The organism is Actinoplanes sp. TBRC 11911, from assembly GCF_012933445.1.
Classification (GTDB): domain Bacteria; phylum Actinomycetota; class Actinomycetes; order Mycobacteriales; family Micromonosporaceae; genus Actinoplanes.
In genome coordinates this window covers 377,302-393,999 of sequence record NZ_JABBNC010000002.1, presented here as the reverse complement: position 1 = coordinate 393,999, position 16,698 = coordinate 377,302, and the positions used below count along the sequence as shown (strand labels likewise).

At 68.3% G+C, this 16,698-nt stretch carries 17 protein-coding genes, 1 tRNA gene and 1 riboswitch; of the genes, 11 read left to right on the top strand and 7 right to left on the bottom strand.

Features of this window, described 5'->3' with window-relative positions:
* The first annotated feature begins 47 nt into the window (after window positions 1-47).
* Window positions 48-365 (top strand): hypothetical protein, encoded by a 318-nt coding sequence (locus HH310_RS04920; RefSeq protein WP_169174163.1) that lies wholly within the window; start codon window positions 48-50, stop codon window positions 363-365.
* A 4-nt stretch (window positions 366-369) separates the two neighbouring features.
* Here HH310_RS04920 and HH310_RS43565 read toward each other — a convergent pair whose 3' ends face one another.
* Complete coding sequence (locus HH310_RS43565) at window positions 370-702, bottom strand: helix-turn-helix transcriptional regulator (RefSeq protein WP_169174162.1); 333 nt, start codon at window positions 700-702, stop codon at window positions 370-372.
* 248 nt (window positions 703-950) lie between these two features.
* Here HH310_RS43565 and HH310_RS04910 point away from each other — a divergent pair, with 248 nt between their 5' ends.
* The 4 genes from HH310_RS04910 (at window position 951) to HH310_RS04895 (ending at window position 3,852) form a co-directional block, all read left to right on the top strand.
* Window positions 951-2,066, top strand: a complete 1,116-nt coding sequence (locus HH310_RS04910; protein ID WP_169174161.1) for a hypothetical protein — start codon at window positions 951-953, stop codon at window positions 2,064-2,066.
* A 67-nt stretch (window positions 2,067-2,133) separates the two neighbouring features.
* Window positions 2,134-2,751: a sigma-70 family RNA polymerase sigma factor gene (locus tag HH310_RS04905; protein WP_169174160.1), complete on the top strand. Its 618-nt coding sequence runs from the start codon at window positions 2,134-2,136 to the stop codon at window positions 2,749-2,751.
* Window positions 2,748-2,963: a hypothetical protein gene (locus HH310_RS04900; RefSeq protein ID WP_169174159.1), complete on the top strand. Its 216-nt coding sequence runs from the start codon at window positions 2,748-2,750 to the stop codon at window positions 2,961-2,963. The genes HH310_RS04905 and HH310_RS04900 overlap by 4 nt, the downstream gene beginning before the upstream one ends.
* A 118-nt stretch (window positions 2,964-3,081) precedes the next feature.
* Window positions 3,082-3,852 carry a phosphotransferase gene (locus HH310_RS04895; protein WP_312033834.1) on the top strand — a complete coding sequence of 257 codons (771 nt, stop codon included), beginning with the start codon at window positions 3,082-3,084 and terminating at the stop codon, window positions 3,850-3,852.
* Window positions 3,853-3,861: 9 nt separating this feature from the next.
* Here the strand turns inward: HH310_RS04895 and HH310_RS04890 are convergent, their stop codons facing one another.
* Window positions 3,862-4,857, bottom strand: coding sequence for a DUF5937 family protein (locus HH310_RS04890; RefSeq protein WP_169174157.1), 996 nt, complete (start codon window positions 4,855-4,857; stop codon window positions 3,862-3,864).
* Window positions 4,858-4,925: 68 nt separating this feature from the next.
* Between HH310_RS04890 and HH310_RS04885 the strand changes: the two genes are divergently transcribed.
* Complete coding sequence (locus HH310_RS04885; RefSeq protein WP_169174156.1) at window positions 4,926-6,221, top strand: MFS transporter; 1,296 nt, start codon at window positions 4,926-4,928, stop codon at window positions 6,219-6,221.
* Window positions 6,211-7,425 carry a M48 family metalloprotease gene (locus HH310_RS04880; RefSeq protein ID WP_169174155.1) on the top strand — a complete coding sequence of 405 codons (1,215 nt, stop codon included), beginning with the start codon at window positions 6,211-6,213 and terminating at the stop codon, window positions 7,423-7,425. The genes HH310_RS04885 and HH310_RS04880 overlap by 11 nt, the downstream gene beginning before the upstream one ends.
* Here the strand turns inward: HH310_RS04880 and HH310_RS04875 are convergent.
* The gene (locus HH310_RS04875) at window positions 7,416-8,948 is read right to left on the bottom strand and encodes a DUF5305 family protein (RefSeq protein WP_248293670.1); all 1,533 of its coding nucleotides are present in this window, start codon (window positions 8,946-8,948) and stop codon (window positions 7,416-7,418) included. The genes HH310_RS04880 and HH310_RS04875 overlap by 10 nt on opposite strands.
* A gap of 120 nt (window positions 8,949-9,068) precedes the next feature.
* Window positions 9,069-9,512 carry a hypothetical protein gene (locus HH310_RS04870; RefSeq protein ID WP_169174153.1) on the bottom strand — a complete coding sequence of 148 codons (444 nt, stop codon included), beginning with the start codon at window positions 9,510-9,512 and terminating at the stop codon, window positions 9,069-9,071.
* 14 nt (window positions 9,513-9,526) lie between these two features.
* Window positions 9,527-9,601, bottom strand: a riboswitch (cyclic di-GMP riboswitch).
* A gap of 164 nt (window positions 9,602-9,765) precedes the next feature.
* On the opposite strand from HH310_RS04870, the gene HH310_RS04865 reads away from it, so the two are divergent.
* Together HH310_RS04865 and HH310_RS04860 are read left to right on the top strand one after the other, a co-directional pair.
* Window positions 9,766-10,533 carry a pentapeptide repeat-containing protein gene (locus tag HH310_RS04865; protein ID WP_169174152.1) on the top strand — a complete coding sequence of 256 codons (768 nt, stop codon included), beginning with the start codon at window positions 9,766-9,768 and terminating at the stop codon, window positions 10,531-10,533.
* Between the two features lie 9 nt (window positions 10,534-10,542).
* Entirely contained in the window at window positions 10,543-11,766 is a 1,224-nt protein-coding gene (locus HH310_RS04860) for a TerC/Alx family metal homeostasis membrane protein (protein WP_169174151.1), read from the top strand.
* Between the two features lie 280 nt (window positions 11,767-12,046).
* Here the strand turns inward: HH310_RS04860 and lpdA are convergent, their stop codons facing one another.
* The gene (lpdA, locus tag HH310_RS04855; RefSeq protein WP_169174150.1) at window positions 12,047-13,423 is read right to left on the bottom strand and encodes a dihydrolipoyl dehydrogenase; all 1,377 of its coding nucleotides are present in this window, start codon (window positions 13,421-13,423) and stop codon (window positions 12,047-12,049) included.
* Between the two features lie 260 nt (window positions 13,424-13,683).
* Here lpdA and HH310_RS04850 point away from each other — a divergent pair, with 260 nt between their 5' ends.
* Both HH310_RS04850 and HH310_RS04845 read left to right on the top strand, forming a co-directional pair.
* Complete coding sequence (locus HH310_RS04850; RefSeq protein WP_312033833.1) at window positions 13,684-14,625, top strand: SDR family NAD(P)-dependent oxidoreductase; 942 nt, start codon at window positions 13,684-13,686, stop codon at window positions 14,623-14,625.
* Window positions 14,626-14,777: 152 nt separating this feature from the next.
* Window positions 14,778-15,275, top strand: coding sequence for a helix-turn-helix domain-containing protein (locus HH310_RS04845; RefSeq protein WP_169174149.1), 498 nt, complete (start codon window positions 14,778-14,780; stop codon window positions 15,273-15,275).
* A gap of 101 nt (window positions 15,276-15,376) precedes the next feature.
* Here the strand turns inward: HH310_RS04845 and HH310_RS04840 are convergent, their stop codons facing one another.
* Both HH310_RS04840 and HH310_RS04835 read right to left on the bottom strand, forming a co-directional pair.
* The gene (locus HH310_RS04840; protein WP_169174148.1) at window positions 15,377-16,153 is read right to left on the bottom strand and encodes an SAM-dependent methyltransferase; all 777 of its coding nucleotides are present in this window, start codon (window positions 16,151-16,153) and stop codon (window positions 15,377-15,379) included.
* A gap of 449 nt (window positions 16,154-16,602) precedes the next feature.
* A tRNA-Met gene (locus HH310_RS04835) sits at window positions 16,603-16,676 on the bottom strand.
* Between the last annotated feature and the right edge of the window lie 22 nt (window positions 16,677-16,698).

The following is a 16,698-nucleotide window of genomic DNA, read 5'->3' as shown; positions in this document are numbered from 1 at the left end:
CGGCATAGCCCACCCTAGACGACGTATGCCGCGACGCGCCGCACGAAGTGCTGGCCGGGGTCGCGGTCGGCAAATACGTTCCGACCGACCGGTATTCCCACCTGGCGACCCTCGCCGGGGTGTGCGATTTCAAGTCGGAGGTTGCCCAGGCGGCCCGGCCGGACGGTGTGGTGACCAAGGTAGGAGTCGCCACGGTGGACGGCGTCCAGACGACGGAGCTGAAAGAGGGCGACACGTTAACCTGGGTGGCCGCCCCGGGTGAACCGCGGATCGTCAAGATACAGAACCCGCAGGTCACCGCCCACTTCAGCGACTACGCCAAGCCCGTGAGTTTCCGGGCACCCGCCCCGGAGGAGATCGCGTAGCCGGTCAGGGATGCTCCGCCAGGGCGTCACCCAGCGCGGTCCGCTCGTAGCGGACCGATCGACCGGTCCGGGAACGATGCACCAAGCGGGCGCGGCGGAGGACCGCCAGGTGGTCACTGATGGTGCCGAGCGGCAGGTCCAGGCCGTGCGAGAGCTGCGTCGTCGCCGCCGGGGTGGCCAGCGCCAGGAGCAGACGTGCGCGGGAGCGCCCGATGAGCGCGGCCAGCGCGTCCGGAATGGGCGACTCGGGAGTGAAAAGCGTGGCCGCGCCCCGGGCGGGATAGATGACGGTTTTCGGCGTGCTGTCGTCGAGGTGGGCGGCGATGTCCGGCCACACGAAGACCGAGGGGATGAACAGGACACCGCCCGGATCGGCCCGCGGACGCTGATCCTGGCGGGCTACACGCTGGAGGCGCTTCTGGCCGGCGTGCTCGGCACGATCACGAGGTCACCTCGCCGGCGATGGGCATCGCGCTGACTTGCTCGGATCCTGACCAGCTAGTTCTTAGGGAATGGTTACGCGGGGAAAGATCTGGCGGGGTGCGGACGCCAACTCATGTCCTTCACACGAGACATGGAGTTGGCATGAGGCATGGTGTTCGGGCCGCGGCGGTTGCCGGGGCCGTTCTGGTGGGGGCCGGCGTTCTCGGCGCGCCCGCGTACGCGTCCGGTGGCTCGCACGGCGGAGTGTTCGCGCAGGCCAACGGGCTTGGCGGGAACAGCGTCGTGGCGTACGACTCGGGGTTGCATCGGGTTGGGGTTTATGCGACCGGTGGGCGTGGCGGGCTCGAAACGGGAGCCGCGGTGGATCCGCTGGCGTCGCAAGGGTCGCTGACGCTGGACCGGGGGCACGGGCTGCTGTACGCGGTCAACGCCGGCAGCGACACGATCACCGTGTTCGGGGTGCGCGGCACGCGGCTCGAGCGGCTACAGGTGATCGGCAGTGGGGGCGCGTTCCCGGTGAGCGTGACCGTGCACGGCAATCTCGTGTACGTGCTGAACGCTCGCGAGGGCGGCTCGATTCAAGGGTTCCGGCGGGACGGGAACCGGCTCGTGCGGGAGGCGGGCTGGCACCGCGCGCTCGGGCTCGACCCGACGGCCACGCCCGAGTTCACGCACACGCCGGGCGAGGTGGCGTTCACACCGGACGGCCGGCAGCTGCTGGTCACGACCAAGGGCAACACCAATGAGATCCTTGCGTACGCGGTGAGCGCCGCCCACGGTCCGGCAACCAAACCGGTACGCAACGCCGAAGGCACCACCGGCCCGTTCGCGCTGGCGTTCGACGGGTCGCGGCAGGTGGTCGTGTCCGAGTCGGGGCCGAACGCGGCCGCGACGTTCGGGCTGGCCCGCAACGGGCGGCTCGACGCGAAGACGGCCGCGGCCACCGGCGGTCAGGCCACCTGCTGGGTGATCGGCGTAAACGGCACGTTCTACCTGGCCAACGCGGGCAGCGCCACGATCACCGCGTTCGGCACCGGACCCGGCGGGTCGTTGCGGAAGCTGTCCACCACCGCGACCGCGGGCGCCGGCTCGATCGACCTTTCGGCGTCGTCGGACGGGAGTGTCCTGTACGCGCAGACCGGCGGCGGCACCGACGCGGTACAGGCGTTCCGGATCGGCCACGACGGCAAGCTCACCTCGATCGGGTCCGCCACGATCCCCGGCGGGGCCAACTCGGAGGGCCTGGCCGCCTTCTGAGCAGGCATGGGAGCGGGAGCCGTCCGGGCTCCCGCTTCCCCGGGCCGAGCGCCGTACCCTTGGGCGGGTGGCCGTCGACGATGCAACCGAGCAATGGCTCGCCGACCTCCGCGCGACCGGCGCCACCCGCGACGCCGCGCACGCCCGGCTGCACGACCTGCTGCTGCGCGCCGCGCGCACCGAGACGAACCGGCGCGCGAACCGCCTGCGACTGACCGGCGTCGAGGTGGACGACCTCGCACACCAGGCCGCCGCCGACGCGATGCTCGCGGTGCTGGCCAAGCTGTCCCAGTTCCGCGGCGAGAGCCGGTTCACGACCTGGGCGTACCGGTTCGTCGTCTTCGAGGTTTCCACCAAGCTGGGCCGGCACTTCTGGACCCGCAACCCGGCGGTGCCACTGGACGGCATCGCCTGGGAGCGCGTACCCGCGGTCTTCGGTTTCTCCGCCGAACGCGAGGCCGAATGGCGGGAGCTGTTCGTGGTCTTCCGGCACGCGGTGGAGAATGAGCTCACCGACCATCAGCGGCAGATCTTCCAGGCGATCGTCGTGGACGGCGTCCCACTCGACGCGCTCCGCGTACGGCTCGGCACCAACCGCAACGCCATCTACAAGGTCCTCTTCGACGCCCGCCGCAAACTACGCGCCGTCCTGGTCGCCAAGGGCCACCTGCCGGAGGAGCGATGAACGACCACATCGATCTCGACGCCTTCCTGCACACCGACCCACGCGACGTCGGCTGCGAGGAGGCGACCGAGGCGCTGCACGTCTACGCCGAGCTGTACGCCGCGGACCCGCAGGCCGCCCGCACCCGGTACCCAGGCATCGCCGCGCACCTCAAAGCGTGCGGTCCGTGCTCGACCGACTTCGAGGGATTGCTGGCGCTCATCTCCGAGTGAGTCCGGGCTCCCCGCGGATTTTGACATCGTGGCTGGTCGCCGGCGCGGCCTGGTTCGGCACCAGCGTGGACGGAGAGCGACCTTGGCCCGGCACCATTGGGAGCAGCTTCCCCCCGGGGTGCGCGAAGCGATCGCCAACCACACCGGGTCGATCGACCGCGTTGAGCACGCTACGGCCGGTTCCGTGGGCGACTTCGCGGCAGCGCTCACCACCGCCGACGGCGGGGTCTTCTGCAAGGGCGCTCGAGCCGACACCGACCGGGTCGGCTTTCTGCGCAATGAAATCCGCGTCAACCGGCACTTGCCCGCCGACGTGGCTCCGAGGCTGAGATGGCATCTCGAAAAGAACGGTTGGCTGATCGCGGCCTTTGACCGCGCCACGGGACGCTCGGCGGATCTGCGGCCCGGCTCGCCAGACCTGCCTGTCGTCGCCGGCGCGCTGACTCGTATGGCCGCCGCGCTCACGCCCTGCCCGCCGATCACCATTCAGCCGGCCGCCGCCAGGTGGGGAGGCCTGCTCGACCCGGTCCTGCTGCGCGGAGACACCTTGCTGCACACCGACATGACCCACCACAACTTCATCGTTGACGGCGACCGCGTACAGGTGGTCGACTGGTCGATGCCGTGCCGCGGCCCCGCCTGGCTGGATGCGGCCCGCATGCTGGTTCGGCTCATCCGCGCCGGACATACTCCGGCGCAAGCCGAAATCTGGGCCGCTCAACTGCCGACCTGGGCTGACATCTCGCCGGACGCGGTTGACGCCTTCGCCGCCGCGCTCGCCAAACTGGCCCGCCGGCTACGCGACGACAACACCGGCGCACCCCACCTCGCCGAAATGGCCGACGCCAGCCGCGCCTGGCTCCGACACCGACGCCACGGACCGCGATGAATGCGCTCACTACTCTGGCTCGTCGCCGAGTGATGCCAGGCTCTCGCCCAGCGGGGTTCGCTCGTAGCGGACCCCACGGCCGACCCGGGTCCGGCGCACCAGCGCGGCGCGGCGCAGCACCGACAGGTGGTCGCTGATCGTGCCCAGTGGCAGGTCCAGGCCGTGGCCCAGCTGGGTGGTCGTGGCCGGGGTCGCCAACGCCAGCAGCAGCCGCGCCCGGGAGCGTCCGATCAAGGCGGCCAGCGCGTCGGGCACCAGAGCCTCGGGGGTGCTGAAGAACGTGGCCGCGCCGCGCGCCGGGTAGATGACGGTCTTCGGCGTGGGGTCGTCCAGGTGCGCGGCCACGTCCGGCCAGATGAAGACCGACGGGATGAACAGGACGCCGGCGCCGCCCGGGGAGACGGTGCCGTCCCGGCCGATGAAGCCGGGCAGCTCGATGCCGGAATTGTTCCAGCGGACCTGCGGTGCCAGCCCGGCCAGCGCGGACGCCCAGCCCGAGCGGCTCAGCCGGTCGGTGCGGTGGACCACGTCGCGCTCGCATACCGTTCGGACCCGCGGCCAGTCATCGGCCAGAAGTTCGGTCCACGCGGCTTCGATCGCCTCTGCCAGCAGGGTGACCGCAGCCCGATCGGTCAGGATGCGGCGCACACGCTCCGGCAGCGTAGGGCGCCGCCCCAGGTAGAAGTCGATCTCCGCGCGTGCGTCGGCCGCCGGGGTGGCCCGGATCGCGGCGAGATCGTCGTCGAAGGTCTGGGCGGCGGTGCGCGGCGGCGGGGCGACGAAGTTCGCGCCGGACTCGGGGACCTTCAGCGCCAGCACGGCGTCCAAGGCGGTGTCCCGGCGCAAAAGCTCGAAACGCGGCCGGAGGCGATCGAGGTGCGCCGCGGCCCAGCCCGGCGAGTTGCCGGCTTCGAGGCGGCGCAGCAGCGAGTTCAGCTCGAAGACCGGTGACAGGGCGAACCGCGTGTGCAGCAGGTCGTCCGCGTTGACGTCGACGCGCAGCATGCCCACGAGGTTACGGTCTGGACCGAAAAAGTGGTGGCGCGCGGGCGGGGTCGGCCACCCTCGGGCACGTGAGTGTCGATGCGTATGACCGGAAAGCGACCTACCGCGAAGTTCTCGCCGCGCCCGCGTTCACCGGCCTGTTCGCCGGCCGGAGCGTGGCGATCGTCGGGAACTCGCTGCAGATCTTCGCGCTGTCCGTGCTGGTCTATTCGAGCACCGGGTCGCCGCTGCTGAGCGCGCTCGCCTTCGGGGCCGGTTTCCTGCCGCAGGTGTTCGGCGGCGTGCTGCTCGGATCGCTCGCGGATCGGGTCGGCGCGCGGAGCCTGATCCTGACCGGGTACGCGCTCGAGGCGCTGCTGTCGGGGGTGCTGGGTGCGTTCCGGATGCCGGTGCCGGTGGCGTTGCTGCTGGTCGCGGCCGTTGCCTGTTACATGCCGGTCGCGTACGGCGCCTCCGGTCGAGCCCTGGCCAGCCTGCTCCGCGGCGACGCGTACGTGCTCGGTCGTTCGCTCTTCACCATCGCCTCGTCCGCGGCCCAGCTCGTCGGGCTCGCATGCGGCGGGGTGCTGCTCGCCGCGATGGGCGCGCGCGGGGCGTTGCTGGCCTCGGCCGTGTTCGGTCTGCTCGCCGTGCTGGTCACCGTGCTCACCATGCCGGCGATGCCGGCCGCCGGCGGTGACAACCGGACCGGCACGATGCGCGCGGGGCTGGCCGGAAGCATGGAGGTGTTCGCCGACGCCACCGTCCGCCGGCTCTTCCTGCTGCAATGGCTGCCGCCGGCCATGTGCGCGGGCGCGGAGTCGTTGCTCGTGGCGTACGCGGGAACCCGGCATTTCCCGGCCGCCACCGTGAGTGCGCTGATGGCGGCCATTCCGGTCGGCATGGTCGCGGGCAACTTCGTGCTCGGCCGCGCGACTCCCCGGCGGCGGCTCCGGGCGGTGCCGTGGCTGCTAGCGGTGCTGGGCCTCCCGTTTGCTTTCTTGCCCGTACGCCTCCCCCTGCTCGCCGCCGTCGCACTGCTCGTCGTCGCGGGCGTCGGCACGGCGTACGCGATCGGTTTGCAGCGACCGTTCCTGGACGCCGTGCCGGAGGATCGCTCGGGCCAGGCGTTCGCGCTTTTGTCCGCGGGTCTGATGACCGTGCAGGGGCTCGCCCCGGTGCTGCTCGGCGGCATCGCGGAGGTCACCGCACCCGGAACAGCGATCGGGGTCGCCGGGGTGGCGGTCCTGCTGCTGATCCCGGCCGCCCGCCCGCGAAAGTTCTTGCCACGACGCGCATCCATCACGATCATTAGCGACCGTGCAAAAGATCATGGGGGAAGTGTGTCCGCGGTGCGGGACCCAGCTGTGGACATTGGATCTTGAGGAGCCGTGGTGCGGCGCGTGCGAGTGGAACCTCGATCACTTCCCCCTCGATCAACGATCCAGCTGGTTCTGGGGGCGGATGCGGCGCTCCGACCAAGTCGCGGGGTTCCGCTCGGACCTGCGGCTGGCCCAGTCCACGACGGCGTCACCGATCGATCCCACACCGCGGCGCGTTCTGGTGTCGGTGTCGGCGCTGATCCTGCTCGGTGTGGCGGCGGCGATCCTCGGCGGGTTGTACCTGATCGTCGGGACGCCGTCGTTGTCGCACGTTCCGATCGGCTTGGTGCTGCTCGTGGTCGGCGCGATGCTCCTCCCCCGGGTCACCCGGCTCAAGCCGATGCTGGCGGACGCCTGGGTCGTCAAGCCGGACAAGGCCCCCGCGCTGCATCGGCTGATCGACCGCGTCGCCGCCGAGCTCGCCGGCCCCAAGCCGGATGTGGTCATCGTCAACGTCGACTGGAACGCCGCGGTCACCCACGTCGGCTTACGCGGCCGGAAGGTGCTGGTCCTGGGCGTACCGCTGCTGCTCGCGCTGCAGCCGCGGCACCTGGTCGCGCTGCTGGCTCATGAGCTGGGCCACCTGCGGCACGACGACTATCGGCGCAATCAGCTCATCCATCCCGCCCGCACCACGTTCGGCCGAGTCTCCCGCATGATCAAGTTTCCGATCCGGATCATCGAGAACGCCGGTCCCGCGACGGGCTTCCTCCTCGCGTGGCAGATCGTGGCGGGCCTGGTGTCCTGGGTGCTGTGGGTGATCCATCTGGCGGTGAACGCGCTGGCGAGCGGCGACCGCCGACGCGTTGAGCTGCGCGCCGACGCGGCCGCCATCCAGGTGGCCGGCACCACCGCCACGCTGGAGACCATCGACCTGACGGCGATGCTGCCGGAGCTGCAAAAATACGTGCAGCGTTACGTCCCAAAGGGCCAGGCGGCCGCGAAGTGGCGCACGTTCCTGCGCGACGTGCGGGAGCGCGAGCTGGAGTCGGCTCCGGCGTGGCGTCAGCTTTCCGTGCGCACCGAAGCGTCCCTGTTCGCCTCACACCCCGCACCCGGCCGGCGCTACCAGTGGCTGGCCGGCCAGCCCGCCAGCCCGGCCATCGTCGTGCTGGACGAAACCGAGGCGGAGCGGATCGAAAAAGAGATCGCCCCGTACGCCGAGGCCATCCACCGGACCATGCTCGATGCCGTGGTCTACGAGTAAGGCGTCGGCGTTTTCCGTCGATGCGACCCGGTGGTGGACCGCACGGTTCGCTCGACGTTGTGCAGCACGGGTTCGTCGAGCGCAAGCCGGAACCGATAGGTGATCCCCTCGTCCCGTACGACGAAGTCGTCCGCGTCGGGCTGCCGCCAGGTGAGAATCATCTGCCCGTAGCGTTCGGCGAGCTTCACGAGCGCGGGAAAGCTGCCGACGGTGACCACCGCCTGTCCCGGCGGCACGAGCATCGGCTCGACGTGGACAAGCAGGCCGGAATGGCGACGCTCGATGTCGGCGCGGGTCCGAAGTGGAGTGTTGCGCCGGACGACAAGGAAGACGGCGGCGGCCGCGACGGCCGCGCCGATCAGCAGCAGAACGGCGAGACCTCGCGCCCGCCCGGCGGTCATGATCGGGTGCGTGGCGGTTCCGATCGTGCGGGGCACCAACACCGCCGGCTTCGCGCTGTTGTCGGTCACGGTCAGGTCGGCCGCGCTGTTCGCGAGGGCCATCTGCACCGGAGTGACCTTGAGCGTCAAGGGTGCCGCGAACGTTCCGGCGGAGTTGATCACGCGGGTCTTGATCGTGATGGTCAGCGTGCCCGGCTGGACGCCGATGGCCGCGGCCGCCGCACGCTGGCGCGCTTCGAGCGCGTTCAGGTCGAGCCGCACGGTGGTGTCCAGGCCGTCCCCGGTCGTTATCCGGGCCGGGACCAACGCGAGGTTCGTCTTCCACCCGGAATCGTCGGACAGCACTGTCGTGGCGTCGAAGGTGCCGGCCGCGCCGACGTAGCGCATGCGCAGCTCGACCCGATGGGCCAGCCTTCGGAAGATCGGCTCCGGCGACGTCGCCGTCGTGCCGTCGTAGGCGGGCGAGCGCGGGACCGAGGCCGCATACGAGAACGTCATCGTTCGAGGGGAGCCCGACGCTTTCTGCGGCTCCACGACGGGCTTCATCCAGCCCAGGACGCCGAGCGCGATGCCGAACAGGGCGGCGAACGCGGCCGCGCCGGCCAGCGTCAACAAGGCGGGCGGAAGGCGGCTGACGGACCTCGCGAGTGCCGTCGCGGTGACCCAGGGCCCCCCTTGGCGCGCCATCGCCTTCACCCTCTTTTTCCTGCGACCGCGCGGAACCTCGCGCCGATTGCGCGGGGCCGCCGCGCCACCGCCGATGATCAGGAATCCGATCATCCCCAAACCGGTCGGGCTGAGCACCGGTTTCAGCCAGATGCCGCCCTTCGGCACGTGCAGGACCGCGTGCCCGATGACCTCGCCGGCGGTCGGCGTCGGGATGTCGATCGACTGGTTGTTGTCGCCCTTGAAGACGTACCCGGTCGCGGCATCCCCGCCGATGATGCGATGGAGGACTTCCTCACCCTTGCCATGATATGCGGCTATTTGCCCGACCTCATAGGTTCGGGATTTCACCACCAGAACAAGATCACCCTGGTAATAGACGGGATTCATGCTGACGCCATGGGTGATCACGTACGAGACCTTGCCGGTTCCGATCAGCCACGCACCGATGGCCATCACCACGAGGATGACGGCCAAGGCGACAGTGCGTGTTCGTGACCCGATGACGACTCCGTCGAACGATGCCCGGTTGCTCTGCCGATTAAATGCCGCCGGGCATCGCTCGTGGACCGGATATCAGGCAGTAATCGCGATCTTCACGGCGGTGATCGTGTCGTAGGTGCCACCGGGGATGGCGCAGCTGAAGTTGCCGTCGTCCGTTCCGGTGCCGATCGTGCAGGCGCCCCAGGCGGCGGTACCGCCGCTGCCGCCCGATCCGGTGAACTTCGCGCTGATCTTGCCGACGTTGGCGTCCACGTAGTTGGCGTTGTCCGCCGAGTTCCGCACCGTGATCGTGACGCCGGTGAACAGGTCGGGGCTGGTGGGGTCGTTCACCATGGAGACAGCCGTCAGCTTCGCGTCGATCGCGTTGACGTTGACGCTGACCGAACCACCGCCGGAGATGCCGGTAGAGGTAAGCGATGCGGTGTTGGTGAGCCCGGACGCGGTGAAGGCCGTCGTACCCGCGGCCACGGCACCGGCGACGGCGACACCGCCGAGCAGCTGAAGCATGTTACGCATGTGGTTCTCCCCTGTTCGGTAGCCCAGCCGGCCCCGGTGGCCCTGTGGCTTTGCGTCCCCGGTTTCCGCCGGGTTTGCCCTTTCGGCTTGCGACACCACTTGTTTCGGTTGCCCGGCGGCAAGTGGTGAAGGGTTCGGCTCGCCTTATCTGGCAATCTCGGCGCACCCGCTTCGGCAGTCGTGGCAGGGCTCTCGGGTCACGAGGCGGACACCCGGGTCGTCGCTACCCAAGGCGTCTGCCAGAGTGGGGCGAATGGGCGAACGACTCCTCGAAGCTGACTGCGCCAACTGCGCCGGCCTCTGCTGCGTCGCCCCGGCGTTCGCGAAATCGTCTGACTTCGCCATCAACAAGCCCGCCGGTACGGCCTGCCGCAACCTCGGCGACGACTTCCGGTGCGGTATCCACGAGCGGCTGGCCGAGAGCGGCTTCCCCGGCTGCGTGGTATTCGACTGTTTCGGCGCCGGGCAGCGGCTCACCCAGGAAACCTTCGGCGGCCGGGACTGGCGCGGTGACCCGGCGATCGCGGGGCCGATGTTCGCGAGCCTTCCGATCATGCGGCAGCTGCACGAACTGATGTGGTACGTCACCGAGGCGTTGAAACTGGACGAGGCTCGAGGCGTACACGGGAAACTGCGTGAGGTGCTCGCCGAGACCGACCGGCTGGGGTCAGTCACGCCGGCCGAGCTGCAACGGCTCGACCTCGACGCGTACCGGGGGAAAGTGAATCCTCTGCTGCAACGGGCCAGTGAGCTGGCGCGGGCACGTGCCGGCGGCAAGCGCAAGGATTACCGTGGCGCCGATCTGGCCGGACGGCGGATGCGCGGGCAGGATCTGCGCGGGGCGAGCTTCCGGGGCGCGCTGCTGATCGGTGCCGACCTGCGCGAGAGCGACCTGCGGCGGGCCGACTTCACCGGCGCCGACCTGCGCGGAACCGACCTGCGTGGCGCGGATCTCACCGGTGTCCTCTTTCTCACCCCGGCACAGCGACGCGCGGCGATCACCGATATCTCCCACCCATAAGATGTGGCTATGCAGCAAGTATCGGGCTGGGTTTGGCTGCTGACCGTTCTCGGCATCATCGGTCTGCTGCTTTTCGACTTCTTCTTCCACGTACGCCGGGCCCACATACCCACCCTCGGGGAAGCGGCCCGGTGGACGGGGATCTACGTGTCGATCGCCGTGCTGTTCGGGCTGGGGGTTTTCGTCTTCGGCGGCGGGCAGATGGGCGCCGAGTACTTCGCGGGTTACATCACCGAGGAAGCGCTGTCGGTCGACAACCTGTTCGTGTTCCTGCTGCTGCTGGGCAGTTTCAAGGTGCCGCGCGCGGACCAGCAGAAGGTGCTGCTGGTCGGGATCGCGGTGTCGCTGCTCGCGCGCACCGGCTTCATCTTCCTCGGCGCCGCGCTGATCAACTCGTTCGCCTGGGTGTTCTACCTGTTCGGGCTGATCCTGCTGGTCACGGCCGGTAACCTGCTGCGCGAGCAGCGCACCGGCGACGAGGAGGAAACCCCCGACAACATCATCATCCGGCTGGCCCGCCGGGTGTTGCGCACGTCCGACACGTACGACGGGGACAAGCTCGTCACGCACCAGAACGGCCGCCGCGTGCTGACCCCGATGCTGCTGGTCATGGTGGCGATCGGGGGCACCGACATCCTGTTCGCGCTGGACTCGATCCCGGCGATCTTCGGGCTCACGCAGAACGTCTACCTGGTCTTCACCGCGACCGCGTTCTCGCTGCTGGGGCTGCGCCAGCTGTACTTCCTGATCGACGGGCTGCTCGACCGCCTGGTCTATCTCTCGTACGGCCTGGCGGCGATCCTGGCGCTGATCGGCGTCAAGCTGGTGCTGCACGCGCTGCACGAGAACAACGTGCCGTTCATCAACGACGGCAACCCGGTGCACGCGGCCGAGATCTCCACCGCCGTCTCGCTGCTGGCGATCCTGCTGATCCTGGCGGTCACCGTGGTGTTCTCGCTGCTGTCACCGAAGGGGCGGGCCCAGACGTACGTGGCCGCGGCGCGCCGCCACGCGACGGAGTTCCTCGACATCGAGACGGACCCGGCGTACTGCGACGAGATCTACCATCGTCTGTTGCAGGAGGAGACGCGGCTGCGGACGCTGCCGGAGAAGCACCGGGCCCGCGTGCGCGCCGAGAAGGACCTGATGGATCTGCTGGGGCGGGCTCACAAGCTGCACGCGCAGCGGGTTTCCGAGGGGCGTTGTTTCGCGCCGGCTGCGCGCGCCGCGTGATCGCGGGCCCGGGGCGCCTCCGGCCACGCCGCCTCCCGCCACGCTGCGACCCGGGCGCCGGCCGCCTGACCGCCGCGCAGCTTCGTTTGAGCGCAGGCTCCCCCCGGAAAAATCGGTTATATAGCTTTATATCCGTTTGTAGAGCGAAATGTATTAATGGGCTAAGGTTCGGCTGCCGGGTCGTTTCAGCATCGGTGTCGGCGTCGTCCGTTGGCCTCGCTTGCGCCTTCGCTGGCAGCTACGCCCCGGCGCTGCTCACCGGCGCCGGGGCAAGTGGCTGTCAGAGGTTGATCATGTGGCCGGCCAGCCCGTGGACCGCTTCCTTCACCGCCTCGCTCAGCGTCGGGTGAGCGTGCACGTTGCGGGCCAGCTCGGTGACCGTCAGATCCCACTGCTGCGCCAGGGTGAGCTCGGGCAGCAACTCGGTCACGTCCGGTCCGATCAGGTGCCCGCCGATCAACTCGCCGTACTTCGCGTCGCTGATCAACTTGACGAACCCGACGGTGTCGCCCAGCCCGTGCGCCTTGCCGTTGGCCATGAACGGGAACTTCGCCACCCGTACGTCGTACCCGCGTTCCCGGGCCTGCGCCTCGGTGTACCCGAAGCTGGCCACCTGCGGCTGACAGTACGTGGCTCGCGGAATCATCGCGAAGTCCAGCGTCATCGTCTCCGCGTCCGCGATCGTCTCGGCGGCCACGATGCCCATCGCCTCGGCCGCGTGCGCCAGCATCAGCTTCGCCGTGACGTCCCCGATCGCGTAGATCGACTCGACGTTCGTCCGGCCGCGATCGTCGACCTCGATGGCCCCTTTGTCGAGACGCACGCCGGTCTTCTCCAGCCCGTAGCCCTCCACGGTGGGCTGGAAACCGATCGCCTGCAATACTTTGTCGCCTTCAAGCACTTCCTCTTGCCCCGCGCGCGAGACGGTGACGCGCACCTTGTCCCCGCTGTCGTCGATCTTCTCGACCTTGGTGCCGGTGCGGACGTCGATCCCGAGCTTGCGGTACTGCCGCTGCAACTCCTTGGACACCTCTTCGTCCTCGAGCGGCAGCATCCGGTCCAGGAACTCCACGACGGTCACCTTCACGCCGTAGTTGTGCAGCACGTACGCGAACTCGACCCCGATCGCCCCGGCCCCGACAATGATGATGCTGCCCGGCAGCGCGCTTTCCAAAATCTGCTCTTCGTACGTCACGACCCGCTCAGACTTGGCCGTCCCCGGAAGCAGCCGCGGCTTGGCCCCCGCCGCCACGATGCAGTGTCCGAACCGGATGGTCCGATCCCCCACCCGCAGCGTATTGGCGTCGACAAACGCCCCGCGCCCCTCGATCTCGGTGATCCCGTTCTTCTTCATCAGGAAGTGGACGCCCTTGACCCGCCCGTCGGCCACCTTCCGGCTGCGGTCGTGCGCCACCCCGTAGTCGAACGACACGTCACCGCTGATGCCGAACGTCTTCGCCTCGTGCGTGAAGATGTGCGCCAGCTCCGCGTTCCGCAGCAGCGCCTTGGACGGAATGCACCCCACGTTGAGGCACACCCCACCCCAGTACTTCTCCTCGACGACGGCGGTCTTCAGCCCGAGCTGCGCCCCCCGAATGGCCGCCACGTACCCACCGACCCCGGCACCGAGCACCACAAGGTCAAAGCTCTCATCCATACCCCGAGGATATTCACCGCGTGCGGCTACCGGGTCGTTGTTCACTCCTTCCCGGTCGGGTCCAGCTCGTCTCACGGCCGGCCCGCGACCAGCACGGTCGCGCCGAGGTCGCTCAACGCCGGTGACAGCCGCAGGGTCTCGTCGTCGCCCGCAAGGAAGTCGTCGCGAAAGACCGTATGTCGTGTATCACACTTTGGTTCATGAACCCATGAACCTGGAATGCGTTTCGACAAGCAACGACCGGCAGGTTCGTGCCCGGCGTGCATGATCCTCGCCCCGAAGTCGGCGCCTGTCGTTCGATCTTTGCCGGCACCTCTCGTTCTCGACGTTATCAACGGCCATTCGTTTCGTCGGAGACGGACAGCGCTCAGTCGGTTAGCAGTTCCACAGAAGACAAAGACCAAAATTGGAGAAAAATGGCTGACACTGCATCGAGCCAGCGTTTCCGGTCCAAAGTATTCCTGGTAACCGGCGCGACCGTCGGCATGGGGCTTGGCGTCGCTGAGCGGCTGGCGCACGACGGGGCTACCGTCATGCTCGCCGCCCGTAACAAGGAACGAGGCGAAGCGGTCGCCGAAAGAATCCGCGACGACGGCGGCCAGGCCCTGTTCGTGCGGGCCGACGTCACCTTGGAAAATGACGTCGCCGCCGCGGTGGACACCACGATCGAGACGCTCGGCCGGCTCGACGGCGCTTTCAACAACGCCGGCGGCGGCAACACCATCGCATCGGTGCACACCATGGAGACTTCCGCGTGGCATGACACGGTGGCGCTGAACCTGGACAGTGTTTACTACAGCATGAAGTACGAGGTGCCCGCCATTCTGGCATCCGGTGGTGGCTCGATCGTCAACAACGCGTCCATGGGCGGCATGATCGGTCACGCGGCGATGCACGCCTACACTGCCGCCAAACACGGGGTTGTGGGGCTCACCCGCGCCTCCGCTCTCGAACTGTCAAAGGACCGCGTCCGCGTCAACGCTGTTCTGCCGGGCGTCGTCCATACCCCACTGATCGACGGGCTGGCCGAGAGCAACCCGGAAATGCACCAGAAGCTGATGAGCACGATCCCGCTCGGCCGCCCAGGCGACACCGGCGAGGTCGCCGCGTTCGTCGCCTTCTTGCTCAGCGACGAGGCATCCATGATCTCCGGAGCGGCACTAGTCATCGACGGAGCAATCACCGCAGGCATGCTCGCCTAACCCCCCGCCCCGTCGACCGCCGACGAAAGGACCCCGGCGTCCGGTCCCAGGAGCCGCCACCGGACCCGGGGCACCACGGCGACTCTTCGACCACACCGCGACGCAGGCGGAAGCATCATGCCAACTATCATGCTAGTTAGCATGTAGTTAGCATGACGTGGAATCGCCAAGGCCAGAACTTTGCGGCCGCGGGCCTGTCGAACCCAGCGAAACTCGCTTCCGACTTCGCTTCCATGTGCTCGTCAGAGATGGATCCGGCAATACGGCCGCTCATACAAATCCACCAATTCGAGGGCGAGCGCGTAGTCGTCGCTGAGATTCCCGAGCTTGATCCGGCCCATCGACCGTGCTTCTACATCGGGGCAGGCATGACCAAGGGCAGCTTCGTTCGGGTCAGCGATGGCGACCGGCGCCTGTCGGCTTATGAGGTCCAGCTGATGCTGTCCTCAAGAGGCCAGCCACGAGATGACGAACCCGAGCTAGCCGCCCTGACCGGGCTCAGTGATCCGACCGTCCGCCGCTGGCTGACTATCATGCGGGACGAGGGAACTGTAGAGCTGGCCGGAAACCAACCTCGCAGCAAGAAAGCCCGATACCGGCGTACGCGACAGCAGACGCTGTTTCCCCAAAACGCCACCGGAAGGCAATAATCCGCCATTGGTCGACATGAGCCGACGTGAGGAATCGCAGATGTTCCACCTTTATCGAGCAGCCGTTCGGAGGGCCCGGACCATTCGAAATCCTCAGCGCGTCACGGCTTGCTAGCCACGGCACAGTACACGTCGAGAGCGGCTGGTTGTGTTCCGGGCTCGGGCCGCCACAGCGAGGTCGGCACCACTCCAGGTTCGAGCAGTTCCAGGCCGTCGAAGTAGCCGGCGATCTCCTCGGGCGTGCGCAGGTTGTAGGGGTGGCCGCCCTCGCTGGCGACCCGCTGGCTCTCGACGCTCTGTGCGCTGGTGCTCGTCCCGTCACTCACGGCCAGGTAGCTGCCCGACGGAACGGCAGCGAGCAGCCGCTCGACGATCGAGCGGGCCTCGCCATAGTCAGCGACGTTGCCCAGGATGCCGATCATGGTCAGCGCGACGGGCTTGCTGAAGTCGAGCGTCCGGGCAGCCTCGCTCAGGATCCGTTCCGGATCCTCCACATTAGAGTCCACGTACGCGGTTTTCCCCACGGCTGAGCTTGTCAGCAGTGCACGGGCATGCGAGAGCACGAGCGGGTCGTTGTCGACATACACGATCCGTGAATCGGGTGCCGTCCGTTGCGCGACCTCATGCGTGTTGTCGGCGGTCGGCAGGCCGGTGCCGATGTCCAGGAACTGCCGGACACCCATCTCACCGGCGAGCAGCGTAACCGCCTGACGAAGGAACCGCCGCTGAGCCTGCGCAACCGCCGCTATCCCCGGATTCGCCAACCGAAGCGCCTCGCCCAGCTCCCGGTCGACGGCAAAGTTGTCCTTGCCCCCCAGCAGGTAGTTCCACACCCGCGCGCTACTCGGGTGCACCACGTCGATCGCAGGATCGGTCATCGAAATCCCCTTCGCCGCACAGCCATCAGGAAGCGATCATATTGAATGTCCCCCACCCCCGCCGACCGACACCTTCTGACCCGACCCCGCCAACCTTGGACCCGGCGCCCGCGAACAGGGCGGACAGATCTTTGGGCCCAGCCTGGCCTCTAAGCTGCACCGTGGGGTAACCGCAACTGACAGCAGCAGCGCAACCACACCATGGGCTAACCGCAACCAACAGCACCAGCGCAACCACACCATGGGCTAACCGCAACCAACAGCACCAGCGCAACCACACCACGGGCTAACCGCAACCGACAGCAGCAGCGCAACCACACCATGGGGTAACCGCAACCGACAGCAGCAGCGCAACCACCGCAACGTGGGGTCTGGGGGCTCGGCCCCCAGGAAGAAATGCGAAGAGTCCCCGGTCCGCGCCTTCCGCGGACAGGGGACTCCCAGACTCGTAGCGGGGACAGGATTTGAACCTGCGACCTCTGGGTTATGAGCCCAGCGAGCTACCGAGCTGCTCCACCCCGCGTCGGCTCGTTAACACTAGCGCA

What these genes read in the sequence shown, in the direction of transcription:
- HH310_RS04910 (WP_169174161.1), top strand. Translation starts at nt 951, where the DNA reads ATGAGGCATGGTGTTCGGGCCGCGGCGGTTGCCGGGGCCGTTCTGGTG.
- HH310_RS04900 (WP_169174159.1), top strand. Translation starts at nt 2,748, where the DNA reads ATGAACGACCACATCGATCTCGACGCCTTCCTGCACACCGACCCACGC.
- HH310_RS04890 (WP_169174157.1), bottom strand. Translation starts at nt 4,857, where the DNA reads ATGCTGCGCGTCGACGTCAACGCGGACGACCTGCTGCACACGCGGTTC.
- HH310_RS04875 (WP_248293670.1), bottom strand. Translation starts at nt 8,948, where the DNA reads ATGGCCATCGGTGCGTGGCTGATCGGAACCGGCAAGGTCTCGTACGTG.
- HH310_RS04870 (WP_169174153.1), bottom strand. Translation starts at nt 9,512, where the DNA reads ATGCGTAACATGCTTCAGCTGCTCGGCGGTGTCGCCGTCGCCGGTGCC.
- HH310_RS04865 (WP_169174152.1), top strand. Translation starts at nt 9,766, where the DNA reads ATGGGCGAACGACTCCTCGAAGCTGACTGCGCCAACTGCGCCGGCCTC.
- HH310_RS04860 (WP_169174151.1), top strand. Translation starts at nt 10,543, where the DNA reads ATGCAGCAAGTATCGGGCTGGGTTTGGCTGCTGACCGTTCTCGGCATC.
- lpdA (WP_169174150.1), bottom strand. Translation starts at nt 13,423, where the DNA reads ATGGATGAGAGCTTTGACCTTGTGGTGCTCGGTGCCGGGGTCGGTGGG.
- HH310_RS04845 (WP_169174149.1), top strand. Translation starts at nt 14,778, where the DNA reads ATGACGTGGAATCGCCAAGGCCAGAACTTTGCGGCCGCGGGCCTGTCG.
- HH310_RS04840 (WP_169174148.1), bottom strand. Translation starts at nt 16,153, where the DNA reads ATGACCGATCCTGCGATCGACGTGGTGCACCCGAGTAGCGCGCGGGTG.